14 protein-coding genes and 1 pseudogene are annotated in these 12,273 nt (G+C 72.5%); 8 read left to right on the plus strand and 7 right to left on the minus strand.

The features are described 5' to 3' along the window. Positions 1–61: 61 nt before the first annotated feature. The 3 genes from ACWC5C_RS40310 to ACWC5C_RS40320 all read right to left on the minus strand — a co-directional run bounded on the left by ACWC5C_RS40310 (position 62) and on the right by ACWC5C_RS40320 (position 1,756). Positions 62–451: a roadblock/LC7 domain-containing protein gene (locus ACWC5C_RS40310; RefSeq protein ID WP_385441760.1), complete on the minus strand. Its 390-nt coding sequence runs from the start codon at positions 449–451 to the stop codon at positions 62–64. Between the two features lie 109 nt (positions 452–560). Beyond that, the gene (locus tag ACWC5C_RS40315) at positions 561–1,400 is read right to left on the minus strand and encodes a hypothetical protein (RefSeq protein ID WP_450884048.1); all 840 of its coding nucleotides are present in this window, start codon (positions 1,398–1,400) and stop codon (positions 561–563) included. Beyond that, positions 1,397–1,756 (minus strand): hypothetical protein, encoded by a 360-nt coding sequence (locus ACWC5C_RS40320; protein ID WP_450884050.1) that lies wholly within the window; start codon positions 1,754–1,756, stop codon positions 1,397–1,399. The genes ACWC5C_RS40315 and ACWC5C_RS40320 overlap by 4 nt, the downstream gene beginning before the upstream one ends. 156 nt (positions 1,757–1,912) lie before the next feature. On the opposite strand from ACWC5C_RS40320, the gene ACWC5C_RS40325 reads away from it, so the two are divergent. Both ACWC5C_RS40325 and ACWC5C_RS40330 read left to right on the plus strand, forming a co-directional pair. Next, positions 1,913–2,278 (plus strand): hypothetical protein, encoded by a 366-nt coding sequence (locus tag ACWC5C_RS40325; protein ID WP_385441768.1) that lies wholly within the window; start codon positions 1,913–1,915, stop codon positions 2,276–2,278. A gap of 10 nt (positions 2,279–2,288) precedes the next feature. Next, the gene (locus ACWC5C_RS40330) at positions 2,289–2,948 is read left to right on the plus strand and encodes a PhzF family phenazine biosynthesis protein (RefSeq protein WP_450884052.1); all 660 of its coding nucleotides are present in this window, start codon (positions 2,289–2,291) and stop codon (positions 2,946–2,948) included. A 64-nt stretch (positions 2,949–3,012) separates the two neighbouring features. Here ACWC5C_RS40330 and ACWC5C_RS40335 read toward each other — a convergent pair whose 3' ends face one another. Both ACWC5C_RS40335 and ACWC5C_RS40340 read right to left on the minus strand, forming a co-directional pair. Continuing rightward, on the minus strand, positions 3,013–3,936 hold the full coding sequence (locus ACWC5C_RS40335) for a pseudouridine-5'-phosphate glycosidase (RefSeq protein ID WP_450884054.1): 924 nt from the start codon (positions 3,934–3,936) through the stop codon (positions 3,013–3,015). Further along, the gene (locus tag ACWC5C_RS40340) at positions 3,933–5,093 is read right to left on the minus strand and encodes a PfkB family carbohydrate kinase (protein ID WP_450884056.1); all 1,161 of its coding nucleotides are present in this window, start codon (positions 5,091–5,093) and stop codon (positions 3,933–3,935) included. The genes ACWC5C_RS40335 and ACWC5C_RS40340 overlap by 4 nt, the downstream gene beginning before the upstream one ends. Before the next feature lie 170 nt (positions 5,094–5,263). Here ACWC5C_RS40340 and ACWC5C_RS40345 point away from each other — a divergent pair, with 170 nt between their 5' ends. From ACWC5C_RS40345 to ACWC5C_RS40355, 3 genes are all read left to right on the plus strand, one after another. Beyond that, complete coding sequence (locus ACWC5C_RS40345) at positions 5,264–6,163, plus strand: ATP-grasp domain-containing protein (protein ID WP_450884058.1); 900 nt, start codon at positions 5,264–5,266, stop codon at positions 6,161–6,163. Continuing rightward, positions 6,160–6,990: an ATP-grasp domain-containing protein gene (locus ACWC5C_RS40350; protein ID WP_450884060.1), complete on the plus strand. Its 831-nt coding sequence runs from the start codon at positions 6,160–6,162 to the stop codon at positions 6,988–6,990. The genes ACWC5C_RS40345 and ACWC5C_RS40350 overlap by 4 nt, the downstream gene beginning before the upstream one ends. 154 nt (positions 6,991–7,144) lie before the next feature. Then, positions 7,145–7,903 carry a thioesterase II family protein gene (locus ACWC5C_RS40355; RefSeq protein ID WP_450884062.1) on the plus strand — a complete coding sequence of 253 codons (759 nt, stop codon included), beginning with the start codon at positions 7,145–7,147 and terminating at the stop codon, positions 7,901–7,903. Positions 7,904–7,938: 35 nt separating this feature from the next. Here the strand turns inward: ACWC5C_RS40355 and ACWC5C_RS40360 are convergent, their stop codons facing one another. Then, positions 7,939–9,153, minus strand: coding sequence for a DUF4032 domain-containing protein (locus ACWC5C_RS40360; protein ID WP_450884064.1), 1,215 nt, complete (start codon positions 9,151–9,153; stop codon positions 7,939–7,941). A 106-nt stretch (positions 9,154–9,259) separates the two neighbouring features. Here ACWC5C_RS40360 and ACWC5C_RS40365 point away from each other — a divergent pair, with 106 nt between their 5' ends. From ACWC5C_RS40365 to ACWC5C_RS40375, 3 genes are read left to right on the plus strand one after another with little or no spacing between them, the layout of a single operon-like run. Next, positions 9,260–10,738, plus strand: a complete 1,479-nt coding sequence (locus tag ACWC5C_RS40365) for an AlkA N-terminal domain-containing protein (RefSeq protein WP_450884066.1) — start codon at positions 9,260–9,262, stop codon at positions 10,736–10,738. A 39-nt stretch (positions 10,739–10,777) separates the two neighbouring features. After that, complete coding sequence (locus ACWC5C_RS40370; RefSeq protein WP_450884068.1) at positions 10,778–11,314, plus strand: methylated-DNA--[protein]-cysteine S-methyltransferase; 537 nt, start codon at positions 10,778–10,780, stop codon at positions 11,312–11,314. Then, entirely contained in the window at positions 11,302–11,970 is a 669-nt protein-coding gene (locus ACWC5C_RS40375; RefSeq protein ID WP_450884070.1) for an alpha-ketoglutarate-dependent dioxygenase AlkB family protein, read from the plus strand. Before ACWC5C_RS40370 ends, ACWC5C_RS40375 begins: the two co-directional genes overlap by 13 nt. On the opposite strand, the pseudogene ACWC5C_RS40380 reads toward ACWC5C_RS40375, so the two are convergent. Beyond that, positions 11,971–12,258: pseudogene (locus tag ACWC5C_RS40380) on the minus strand (tautomerase family protein); the annotation flags it as partial. It lies immediately after the preceding gene. Between the last annotated feature and the right edge of the window lie 15 nt (positions 12,259–12,273).

Genomic DNA, 12,273 nt, shown 5'->3' on the forward strand with positions numbered 1-12,273 from the left:
CGGTCACCCAACACCGGCGGCCTGGGCCCCGACAACTGGATTACCAACTGGGCCACTGGCGTCAGGAGAGCAGGCCGCCGAGCCGTTCGACCACGGCCGGGGCTTCCCGGCGCAGCGCGGCCAGATCCAGGCCTTCGTCGCCGAGGATCACCAGCAGGGCCTGTTCGCCGACGGCCAGGACGACGCTGTAGCCGCCGTTGCACCGGGTGACCACCTCGCGGAGGCTGCCCAGCCCCACTTCGGCGGCGGAGCGCTTGCCCAGCGCGAGCGAGGCAGCGGAGAGGGCGGCCAGGGACTCCGGCTGCACATCGGCGGTGTCGGCGGCCACCAGCAGCCCGTCGGCGGTGGCGATGATGCTCTCGGAGATGCCCAGGACCTGCCCGCGCAGACCGGTCAGTTCCTTGACGAGGTCGCCGGACTGCGCACCGGCGGCGGGTGGGGGGTTGGTCATGGGAGGGTCCTCCTAGGACTCCGGTGGAACTCCTGAAACCCGCGGTGTTCCCACGGGGAATGGGACCCACGGACGCCCGCGTCCGTGGGAGTTGGTGTCCGTCGACGGATCAGCCGGCGCTCTGCGGCCGCCGGTCGGCCGGGGTGCGTCTGGGCAGTCCGCCGCCGGTGGGGGCCGCCGGGGCGCGCGGCGGTTCCGCGGTGGGGTCGCGGGGCGCGACACGGGGCGCGGTGGCCGGGGGCCGCGGCGCTTCCGGCTGGATGAGCTGGAGCGCCTGCATACGGGAGAGGTCGAGCATCACCGCGTAGACGCCGCGGCCCAGCGCGAACGCGATGTCCCGGGGCGTACGGCGTCCGTCGGCGCTGAGCAGGATGTCGCGGTAGCGGGTGGAGAGCCGCCCGATCCCGGCGGCGGCGCGGGCGGACGGCCGGACCCGCTGCTGGCCGAACTCCCGTGCCGAGCCGAGGGACTTGGCCAGCGTCCGCACCCGTCGGCTGGTCTCCTCGGTGAGCCGCCGGGGGTCGGTGCCCTCCCGGTGGCTGAGCCGGGGGCCCGGGGTGTCCGGGTCCACCTGCCAGTTGTCGGGGGTGCTGAGCGCCATCGCGAAGGCGGCGTCGTAGAGGGCACCCACGCAGAGGACTTCGAGTTCGGCGGCGCCGATGTGGCCCTCTTCGACGAGCGTCGCGTCGAGGTGTCCGCCGGGACCGGCCGCGGTGCAGGCGGCGTCCCACTCCGGTTCGCCGATCCGCCGGGACTTCAGCAGCAGCGCCTCCGCGGTGGGCGCTCCGGGGGTCTCGATCGCCCGGATCGCCCCGTGGTGCAGATGAATCGTTCCGCCGATCGGACCGGAGATGGTCACGGCTCCGCTGAAACGATCCTGCTGGAGCGAAAGCAGCAGGCCGGGGACGTTGCGCGGCGAATTGCGGTGGCTGGTGGTGCCGTCGTTCATGTCAGTACGGCCTTCGCCTGGTCGGCCATGTGCCGCATGGCGAGGGCGAGATTGGTGCGGTCGCGGTCGGCCGACGCGCACAGCAGCAGGGGGTCCTGGCCGCGCGGCACGACCTGGGTGATGTGGTGGAAGCGCGTACTGGTGACGACCACGCTCTCCAATTCGCCCGCCGCACCGGCCTGGTTCAGCCGGTCGCTGATCAGACTGACCGCCTCGGCGAGTTCCTCGCCCTGGCCGACGGTATCGGCGTCCCCCACCGTGGCGTAGTGGAGTCCGGTGACCGCGTCCACCAGACGGACGCCCATCACTCCCGGAGACGCGAGCGCTCCGGAGAGCGCCGCTTCGGCTGCGTTCACCTGTGACCTTTCGCTGCGCACCATCAGGCACGTTAGTTTAAGCATCATCTTGCACAAGTTGGACCACTCGGCTACTAGTTATGGTTCCCGCGCTATCGTCTGGCGACAGCTTTGGTAACAACCGGGACCGGGCCAGCAGCCACGCGAAGGAAGCACATGAACATCGAGAGCGCCCTCAAAGAAGCGATGGCCATCGACGGGGCCCTGGGGGCCGCGCTCGTGGACTACGAGAGCGGCATGTCGCTCGGGTCGATCGGCGGGGGCCAGGAAATCGACCTCGAGATCGCCGCGGCGGGCAACACCGAGGTCGTCCGCGCCAAGGTCCGTACGCTCGCCACGCTCGGCATCACGGACGCCATCGAGGACATCCTGATCACGCTGGGCTCGCAGTACCACCTCATCCGGCTGATCTCCGTCAGCCACGGGTCGCTCTTCCTCTACCTGGCCCTGGACCGGTCCCGGGCCAACCTGGCGCTCGCCCGGCACGGGCTGAAGCGCATCGAGCACGAGCTGAACGTCTGACGTCGCGGCCATGACGGATCTCGACGTACTCAGAGTGTTCTGCGGCCCCCACGGCCACGGCGGCAACGCACTCGGCGTGGTGCGCGACGGCGGCGCCGTGCCCGGTGAGCGGGCGCGGCAGGAGCTGGCCGCCCGGCTGGGCTTCAGCGAGACCGTCTTCGTCGACGATCCAGAACGCGGCGTCGTCGACATCTACACCCCGAGCGTCCGGCTGCCCTTCGCGGGCCATCCGCTGGTGGGCGCCGCCTGGCTGCTGGACCTCCCCGAGCTGCTTCCGCCGGTCGGCGAGGTCCCGGCCCGCCAGGACGGCGAGTTCACGTGGATCGGCGGCCACCCCGCGTGGGCATCCGGGCGGCGCACCCAGCAGTACGCCTCCCCCGCCGAGGTCGACGCCCTGCCCGCCCCTCCGGAGGGCGAGGGCTGGTTGTACGCGTGGGCCTGGCAGGACGAACCGGCGGGCCGGGTGCGCGCCCGCGCCTTCCCGCGCCGCGGCGACGGGATCGTGGAGGACGAGGCCACCGGAGCCGCCGCGCTTATCCTCTCCGGCGAACTGGGCCGCGCCCTCAACATCACGCAGGGCGAGGGCTCCCAGATCCTGACCAGCCCCCAGCCGGACGGCTCCATCGAGATCGGCGGCCGCGTCACCCTCGCCGAGGTCCGCCGCCTGTGATCTGAGGGCGCGGCAGGAGAAGTGGCGCAGCCGCTGTCCTAAGTCAATCCACCGTCAGCGCAGCCTAGTTGGACGCCGCATAGCTGATCGCGATCCGCGCGCCGAGCCGGGCGTTGTTCTTGACGAGCGCGATGTTCGTGCGCAGGCTCTCGCCCTTCGTCAGCTCCACGATGCGGCCCAGCAGATAGGGCGTGGCGTCCTTGCCGCCGATGCCCGCCTCCGTCATCTCCGCGAGGGCCTGGTCGATGATGCCGTCGATCCGTTCGGCGGGGATCTCGTCCGCCTCCGGGACCGGGTTGGCGATGCTCAGCCCGGCCGTCAGGCCCAGGTCCCACTGGGCGCGCATCACGGCGGCGATCTCCTCCGGGGAGTCGGCCCGCAGCGGGGAGGTGAAGCCGCTCACCCGGGAGTAGAACGCGGGGAAGTCGTCGGTGCCGTGGGTGAGCACCGGCACGCCCAGGGTTTCCAGGGTCTCCAGGGTGAGACCGATGTCGAGGATGCTCTTCACCCCGGCGCTGATGACCGCCACCGGGGTGGTGGACAGCTCGGTGAGGTCCGCGCTGATGTCGAAGGACTGCTGCGCCCCGCGGTGCACCCCGCCGATGCCACCGGTGACGAAGGTCCGGATTCCGGCGAGCGCGGCGAGCCGCATCGTGCTCGCCACGGTGGTCGCGCCATGGCCGCCGCGCGCCATGACATGAGCGAGGTCGCGCACGCTGACCTTGCCCACGGACCTGCCGGTGGCGAGCAGTTCCAGATCGGCGCGGTCCAGCCCGATGCGCGGGGTGCCGTGGAGGACGGCGATGGTGGCCGGGACCGCGCCCTCGGCGCGGATGATGGCCTCGACCTCGGTGGCCATCTCGACGTTCTGCGGATACGGCATGCCGTGGCTGATGATCGTGGACTCCAGCGCGACCACGGGCCGTCCGTCGCGCAGCGCCTCCCGGACGTCCTGGGTGAGGGTCAGCCGGGGGTGGGGGGTGGTCATGTCGTCCTCCGCGGTGGGGCGTGTCGCGCGTCGTCGGCGAGACGCGGGGTGAGCGCGTCCTCGACGAGGCGCGGGGTCAGATCGGGCCGTACGGTGGCGGTGGTCGCCACCGTCAGCGCGGCGGCGGCGTGGCCGTAGCGGGCGGCGGCCACCGGGTCCTCGCCGGTGAGCAGGGCGTGGACGAACGCGCCGAGCATCGCGTCACCGGCGCCGGTCACGTCCTGGACCTCGGCCGGGGGCGCGTCCAGGTAGGTGACACCCTCCTCGGCGCCGCTGAGCAGCGAGCCTCGCTCGCCGAGCCGCACCCATACGTACTGGACGCCGCGCTCGTGCAGCGCGGCCGCCGCCTCGGTCAACTCCCCGTCGCCGCCGGTGTCGTAGCCGGTTTCGTGGCCGGTGAGGGCGCCCAGCTCGGCCACGTTCGGGGTGACGGCGAAGACCGGGCGCCCGGCGGCGAGCAGCGGGGCGAGCAGCGCCGCCTTGGGCACGCTCACCGGGTCGATGACGGTCTGCACCCCGGCGGCGCTCGCGATGTCCAGCGCGTAGGCCAGCGCGGCAGAGGAGAGATTTCCGTCGAGGACCAGCATGCTCGCGTTGCCGATGAGTTCGCGCGCGGGCTGCAGATGCTCGGGGCCGAGCCCGTCGGTGGCGGCCATGTCGGCGATGGCCACGGCCAGTTCGCCGTCGGCGTCGAGCACGGCCGTATAGGTGCCGGTGGGGTGCGTACTTCGGTGGACGTGGTCGATCCGTACGCCGGTGGCCTGGGTCTCGGTCAGCAGCCGCTCCCCCGCCGGGTCCTGCCCGACGGCGGCGATGAGATGGGTCGGGGTGCCCAGCCGGGCCAGGTTCTCCGCCACGTTGCGGGCCACGCCACCGGGGCTGGTGTGGGCGTGGCCCGGATTGCTGGTGCGGTACGCGAGCGGCGCCAGGCCGCGCACCTTGACGTCGACGTTGGCGCCGCCGACGACCACCACCGCGTGCTCCTGGCGGAGGATGTAGCCGCGCCCGAGGATGGCGCCCTTCTTGCCCAGGTTGGAGAGGTGGACGTTGACCGCCGCCCGGGTGGTGCCGAGGGTGTCGGCGATGGCCTGGGCTCCGCACAGGGGGTCCCGGCGCAGCAGCGCGAGAACTTCCCGCTCCCGTCGCGTCAGCATCATGTTCAGGACAATAAAGGAAACTTAGCGCGATAAACAGAGGGTGACTGAGGAGCAACCCGGTGGGGCAGGAAATGACGGGAGAACAGGTGATGACATCCTGTGGGTCCACGGCTTGCCGGACCCGCTCGGCGGCAGCCGGGGGATGTGTCCGGTAATGAGGAAGAAGGCCGATGAGACTCTGCTTTCTGGTGGAGGAGCGGTATCGCCGCGACGGCATGCCGCAAGAGGTGATCCATCGGCTCACCGCCTGGGGCCACCAGGTGGACGTCCTGCGGCCCGGCAGCTCCCTGATGCGGATATCCGACGCCGTACAGGCCGGAAGTCATGACGCCTGGGTGCTCAAGACCGTGTCCGGCGGGCCCGGTCTGATGCTGCTGGAGGCCGCGGCCTCGGTCGGGCTCACCACCGTCAACGACGCGCGGTCCATCCGCGGGGTGCGGGACAAGGCGCTGGCCGCGGCGATCGGCCGCAGCCGTGGCCTGCCGGTGCCGGACACCTACGCGGCGGCCCGGCCCGAAGCCCTGGCGGAGATACCGGACGCGGAGTTCCCGCTGGTGGTCAAGCCCGCCGACGGCAGCTCGGGGCGGGCGGTCCGGCTGGTGCCGTCGCCGGACCGGCTGGCGGCGCTCGGCCCCGAACTGGCCCAGGAGGGCATGCTGATCGCCCAGCCCTATGTGCCGAACTCGGGCATCGACCTCAAGGTGTACTGCGTCGGCGGCGAGTTGTACGCGACCGAGCGCGGCTCGCCGCTCGGCCCGGACCCGGAGGCTCGGGGCCGCCGGGTCGCGCTGTCCCCCGAAGTGGCCGCGATCGCCGCCGAGGTCGGCACGGTGTACGGGCTCGATCTGTACGGCGTCGACATCCTGCTGGGTCCGGACGGCCCGGTGGTCGTCGACGTCAACGACTTCCCCAGCTTCAAGGAGGTGCCGGACGCGGCCGCCCGGGTGGGGCGCGCTGTCCTGGAGCTGGCCCGGCGCGGCGGAACCGGCCCCGGCGCGGTGCTCGGCGCCCTGCCCGAATCGGTGCGGGTACCGGTGCAGATGCCCGCGGCGGTCGGGGGCACCGGATGAGGGTCGGTCTCCTCACCGCCGACCCGGACCATCAGCTCCTGGCCGACACGGCGGCCCTGCTGACGCCGTGCCATGAGCTGTTCGCGGTGAGCCCGGAGGCCGTGTCCGTGCCGGGTGCGCTCGCCGACGTCTATCTGCTGAAGGCGCGTACGCCGAAGGCGCTGGCCCTGGCCCGGTCCCTGGAGGAGCGCGGCGCGCCGGTGGTGAACTCCGCCGCGGCCACGGAACTGTGTCAGGACCGGACGGCGATGGCGTCGCTCGCGCGGCAGGCGGGTCTGCCGTTCGCGGAGACCCGTACGGTGTCCGCGCTCGCACGGCTCGACGCGGCGCGACTCGACACGGCGCGGCTCGCGTACCCCGTGGTGGTCAAGAGCCGCCACAGCCGCCGCCACGATCTGGTGGCCCGGGTGGACGGCCCCGAACGGCTGGCGGAGCTGGCCGCCGCATGGCCCGACGAGCCCGTGGTGGTCCAGGACTTCACACCCAACGACGGCTGGGACCACAAGCTGTGGGCCGTCGGGGACACGGTGTTCGCCGCGCTGCGGACCTCCGAGCTGACCGTCGGCAAGGAGGGCCGTCTCACCCTGCCGCTCCCCCTGGACGAACTGCCGCCCGGGTGGCTGGAGCTGGTGCGGCGGGTCGGCTCGGTGTTCGCGCTGGAGGTGTACGGGGTGGATGTGCTGAGCGGGCCGGACGGGCCGGTGATCGTGGACATCAACGCGTTCCCGGGGATACGGGGGCAGGCGGGCGCACCGGAGGCGCTGGCGGCCCTGACGGTGCGCGCGGCCGCCAGCGGGCCCGTACGGGTGCCGCTCCAGAAGCTGTAGGGGCTCCAGAGGCGCTAGGGGCCCCAGGGACCCTAGGGGCAACCCGTCCGGAAAATAGGGGTTGTAGCCATTCGGGGCGACGCGGCAGGGTTGAATCCGTGTGCGTGCGCGCGAGCGCACGTCGTTTTGGACCAGCGGCACGAAAGGACGTCAGGTGACCGCAAACCCCACCGGCACCAGTCTGTGGATCAGGCAGTTCCATCCCGCGCCGGACGCGACGACGCGACTCGTCTGCCTTCCGCACGCCGGCGGATCGGCCTCCTACTACTTCCCCGTGTCGAAGGCGCTCGCGCCGGGCGTGGACGTACTCGCCATCCAGTACCCGGGCCGCCAGGACCGCCGTAACGAGGAGTGTGTCGGCACCATCGGTGAGCTGGCCGACGCGCTGGTGCCCGAGCTGCTGCCGTACACGGACAAGCCGCTCGCGCTCTTCGGGCACAGCATGGGCGCGACGCTCGGCTTCGAGGTGGCGCTGCGCCTGGAGCAGAAGGGCGTGAACCCCGTGGCGCTGTTCGCCTCGGGGCGGCGCGCGCCGTCCGCGCACCGCGACGAGTCGGTGCATCTGCGCGACGACGACGGCCTGATCGCCGAGATGCAGGCGCTCAGCGGCACCGATTCGCAGGTCCTCGGGGACGAGGAGCTGCTGCGGATGGTGCTTCCGGCGATCCGCAGCGACTACAAGGCCGCGGAGACCTACCGGTACACTCCGGGCCCCCCGCTCGCCGCTCCCATCCACGTCCACGTGGGCGACAACGACCCCAAGGCGACGGTCGACGAGGCCCGCAAGTGGAGCGAGCACACCAGCGGCGGGTTCGAGATGCACACGTACGCCGGTGGCCACTTCTACCTCAACAACGAGGCACCTCGGGTCATCGCGTCCATCTCGCAGACGCTGTCCGCGCTGCGGCCCTGACCCGCACGGCACCTTAAGGCGTATCCGCCCGCCGGTCACCCCGGCGGGCGGTTGCCGAGGACGTTGCGGGTGTAGTCCTCGGCGGCGGCTTTCAGGCCCACGTCGCCCTGGCACCGTTCGGCCAGCAGCCAGCGGTGTTCCAGCACCTCGTAGTAGATCTGCGCGATGTCGGCGGAGCCGCGCAGCTCCAGGGGGACGGCGCGCACCGTCGGCCGGAACTTGTCGCGCACCCAGCGGTGGGCCAGTACCTCCGGGCGGGCGCCGAGCGGATCGCCGGGGGCGTAGTCATCCTGGGTGGCCATCCACCCCTCCAGGTCGTTCAGCAGGCTGCGGGCCTGGTTCTCCTCCGCGTCGAGGCCGGTCAGCCGCAGCAGCTGGCGCTGGTGGTGGCCCGCGTCCACGACCTTGGGCAGGAAGGTGACGGTGTCCCCGTCGGGTGAGCGCTCGATCTGCATCTCGGCCACGTCGAAGCCCAGCTCGTTCAGGCGCCGCACCCGCCGGTCGATGTAGCGGCGCTTGGCCACCGGATAGACGGACTGCCGGGTCAGCTCGTGCCACAGCGCGGTGTACCGCTCCTCGATGGCCTGGCCGAACAGCACCGGGTCGACCGAGGGGTGCAGCGAGCCGCTGGCCTCCAGGTCCATCAGCTCCCCGGCGATGTTCACCCGGGCCACCTCCACGTCGTACTCCCGCTGCCCCGTGGTGAGCTTCGGCTGGATCTGCCCGGTCTCGGCGTCCACCAGATACGCGGCGTACGCGCCCGCGTCGCGCCGGAAGAGGGTGTTCGACAGCGAGCAGTCGCCCCAGGCGAAACCGGCCAGATGCAGCCGCACCAGCAGCACGGCCAGCGCGTCGAGCAGCCGCTTGATGGTGCTGGGCCGCATGGTCGTCTCGAACATCGACCGGTACGGCAGCGACCCCACCAGATGCCGGGTGACCAGCACCGGCTCCAGCGGTTCCCCGTCGCTGTCGGTCCGCCCGGTGACCACCGCGAGCGCGTCCACGGCCGGGATGGCGAGCCGGTCCAGGTCACGCAGCAGCCCGTACTCGCGCACCGCCGCCCACTCCCCGACCTCCTTGACGGCGACCACCTCGGCGCCCGCCTGCGCGAACCGCACGACGTGGCGGGAGATACCGCGCGGCAGGGCGACCAGATATTCCTCCGGCCACTTCTCCAGCGGCGTGTTCCACGGCAGATCGAGCAGGGACGCGGGCTGCTCGGGCGAGGTCGCGGTGATCTGGAGCTCCATGGGACAACAGTGTGCGGCACAGATGTGCGACCTCCTCAGGGCGAGGGAGCGTCGTGTCCGATTTCCGCCAGCGCAGCGGGTCGGGATGGCGCACAGTAGGGGTGTGATGAGCGAAGACACGATGTACGAAGCGGTGTGCAGCCGTGACGCGCGCTTCGACGGCGAGTTCTTCTTCGCCGTCGCCACCACCGGGATCTACTGCCGTCCGAGCTGCCCGGCGACCACGCCCCATCGCAAGAACGTGCGCTTCTTCCCGACCGCGGCCGCGGCGCAGGGCGGGGGTTTCCGGGCCTGCCGCCGCTGCCGTCCCGACGCGGTGCCGGGCTCCGCCGAATGGAACGCACGGGCGGACGCCGTCGGGCGGGCCATGCGGATGATCGGGGACGGGGTGGTCGACCGGGAGGGCGTGGCCGGGCTGGCCGCGCGGCTGGGCTACAGCGCCCGTCAGGTGCAGCGGCAGCTGGGCGCGGAGCTGGGGGCCGGGCCGGTCGCGCTGGCCCGCGCGCAGCGCGCCCACACCGCGCGGATCCTGCTGCAGACGACCGGCCTGCAGGCCGCCGAGATCGCCTTCGCGGCGGGGTTCGCCAGTGTGCGGCAGTTCAACGACACCATCCGGGAGATCTACGCCGCCACCCCGACCGAGCTGCGCGCCGCCGGACCGGGCAGGACCGCCCGGTTCGGGGCGGTGGGGCGGCGCGCACCGGGGGCCGCCTCGGCCGGGGTGCCGCTGCGGCTCGCGTACCGCGGTCCGTACGCCACCGCCGAGGTGTTCGGCTATCTCGCCCGCCGCGCCCTCACCGGCGTGGAGGAGGTCGTGGGCGAGCCCGGCGACCGCACCTACCGCCGCACCCTGCGGCTGCCGCACGGCTGCGGTGTCGTGGAGGTCGACGAGCGCCCCGGCGACGGGTGGCTGGAGTGCCGGTTGCACCTGACCGAGCTGCGCGATCTGACCACCGCGAGCCAGCGGATCCGCCGCCTGTTCGACCTGGACGCCGATCCGTACGCGGTCGCCGAGCGGCTGGGCGCCGACCCCGCGCTGGCGCCCCTGGTGGCGGCGCGGCCCGGGCTGCGCTCACCGGGCGCCGCCGACGCGCATGAGCTGGCCGTCCGCGCCGTACTCGGCCAGCAGGTGTCGGTCACCGCGGGGCAGCGGCTGGGCAGCGCCCTGGTCGCCGCGTACGGCACGCCCCTCACCGAGCCCAGCGGCGGGCTCACCCATCTCTTCCCGGGCGCCGACGACCTCGCCGACAGCCCGCTCACCGACCTCGGCATGCCGGAGAGCAGGCGCGCGACCCTGCGCACGCTGGCCACCGCGCTCGCCACCGGGGCGGTACGGCTCGACACCGGGGCCGACCGCGACCGGACCGAGAAGGAGCTGCTGGCGCTGCGCGGCATCGGCCCGTGGACCGCCGGTTATATCCGGATGCGGGCGCTGGACGACCCGGACGTCCTGCTGGAGGGCGACGTGGCGGTACGGGCGGGGGCGCGCCGCGCCGGGGCGTTCCTGGAGGACTCCGAGCGCTGGCGGCCGTGGCGTTCGTACGCCATGCACCACTTCTGGAACGCCCCGGCCGCCCTCGCATGACCTGACTTCATCGTGACCACGCAAGGAAAGGACAGGGCCATGGCCCGCAGCACCACGAACACCACGTACACGACGCTCGACAGCCCCCTGGGCGAATTGCTGCTGGCTGGCACCCCGTCCGCCACCGCCCGCGGCGGCACCGCGCTGGCCTCCCTCTCGGTCCCCCAGCAGACTCGCGGGGCCACCGTGCGGGACGGCTGGCGGCGCGACGACGCGGCGTTCGCCGGGATCGTGGACCAGCTGCGGTCGTACTTCGCGGGCACGCTCACCCGCTTCGACCTGGAATTCGTCCCCGGCGGCACGGAGTTCCAGCAGCGGGTGTGGCGGGCCCTGGAGGGGATTCCGTACGGTACGACGGTCAGTTACGGCCAGATCGCCGAGCAGGCCGGTGCCTCGCGCGCCGCCGTCCGCGCCGTGGGCACCGCCATCGGGCGCAACCCGCTGCTGGTCGTACGGCCCTGCCACCGCGTCATCGGCGCGAACGGCTCGCTGGCGGGGTACGCGGGCGGTCTGGAGCGCAAGGAGCGGCTGCTGCACCTGGAGGGCGCCACGGCCGGGAACCGATGGACGCGCTGATCCCCCGGCCCCGGCTGCGCGTGGCGCCCGGCGCGGTCCATGTCCCCGGCTGGCTCACCCTCGACGAGCAGCGCGAACTCGTGGTGGCATGCCGAGCCTGGGCCACCGGCCCGGTGCCGATCCGGCACACCAGGCTGCCGAACGGCGGGGTGATGTCCGTGCGGACCGTGTGCGTCGGCTGGCACTGGCAGCCGTACCGCTACACCCGCACCGCGGACGATGTGAACGGCGCGCCCGTGGCCCCGTTCCCGGACTGGCTGGTGGCGCTGGGCCGCCGTGCGCTGGGCGACGCGTACGAGGACGAAGTGGCCGGGGGCGGCTACACCCCCGACACCGCGCTGATCAACTTCTATGACGGCCAGGCCAGGATGGGCATGCACCAGGACAAGGACGAGCGGTCCAGCGCGCCCGTCGTCTCGCTCACCATCGGCGACAGCTGCGTCTTCCGGTTCGGCAACACCGAGACCCGTACGAGGCCGTACACCGATGTCGAACTCGCCTCCGGCGATCTGTTCGTCTTCGGCGGCCCGTCCCGCTACGCGTACCACGGGGTGCCGAGGGTCCACCCGGGCACGGGCGACCCGGCGACGGGGCTCGCGACGGGACGGCTGAACATCACTCTGCGGGAGACCGGTCTGCCCGAGGGCGGTGCCTGATCAGGGGGAGTCCGCGTACTGGGCTTCTCCGTAGCCGAAGGACCAGTCGATCGAGGTGTTCTCGGTCAGGGTGATGAACACGTTGCGCGGCTCGGTCCCCGCGTACTCCTGGGCGAGTTCGGCGATCCTCCGGTACAGGGCCTGCTTCTGGGCGGGGGTGCGCCCGGAGCGCATGGTGAGCGCGATGTACACGATGCCCTCGTCGCGGGGCACGCCGAGGTAGTCGTCGTAGCGCAGTGTGCTGCTGATGCCGTCGTGGCTGGTCAGGACCTGGAACCGGTCGTCGGGGCGGCGCCACCCGGG

This window comes from Streptomyces sp. NPDC001700 (genome assembly GCF_053596435.1).

Bases quoted from the DNA above. Each gene is read 5' to 3' on its own strand.
- ACWC5C_RS40340 (WP_450884056.1), bottom strand. From the start codon at position 5,093: ATGATGCTGACGCGACGGGAGCGGGAAGTTCTCGCGCTGCTGCGCCGG.
- ACWC5C_RS40370 (WP_450884068.1), top strand. From the start codon at position 10,778: ATGGCCCGCAGCACCACGAACACCACGTACACGACGCTCGACAGCCCC.
- ACWC5C_RS40360 (WP_450884064.1), bottom strand. From the start codon at position 9,153: ATGGAGCTCCAGATCACCGCGACCTCGCCCGAGCAGCCCGCGTCCCTG.
- ACWC5C_RS40335 (WP_450884054.1), bottom strand. From the start codon at position 3,936: ATGACCACCCCCCACCCCCGGCTGACCCTCACCCAGGACGTCCGGGAG.
- ACWC5C_RS40330 (WP_450884052.1), top strand. From the start codon at position 2,289: ATGACGGATCTCGACGTACTCAGAGTGTTCTGCGGCCCCCACGGCCAC.
- ACWC5C_RS40310 (WP_385441760.1), bottom strand. From the start codon at position 451: ATGACCAACCCCCCACCCGCCGCCGGTGCGCAGTCCGGCGACCTCGTC.
- ACWC5C_RS40345 (WP_450884058.1), top strand. From the start codon at position 5,264: ATGAGACTCTGCTTTCTGGTGGAGGAGCGGTATCGCCGCGACGGCATG.
- ACWC5C_RS40365 (WP_450884066.1), top strand. From the start codon at position 9,260: ATGAGCGAAGACACGATGTACGAAGCGGTGTGCAGCCGTGACGCGCGC.
- ACWC5C_RS40315 (WP_450884048.1), bottom strand. From the start codon at position 1,400: ATGAACGACGGCACCACCAGCCACCGCAATTCGCCGCGCAACGTCCCC.
- ACWC5C_RS40350 (WP_450884060.1), top strand. From the start codon at position 6,160: ATGAGGGTCGGTCTCCTCACCGCCGACCCGGACCATCAGCTCCTGGCC.
- ACWC5C_RS40375 (WP_450884070.1), top strand. From the start codon at position 11,302: ATGGACGCGCTGATCCCCCGGCCCCGGCTGCGCGTGGCGCCCGGCGCG.
- ACWC5C_RS40325 (WP_385441768.1), top strand. From the start codon at position 1,913: ATGAACATCGAGAGCGCCCTCAAAGAAGCGATGGCCATCGACGGGGCC.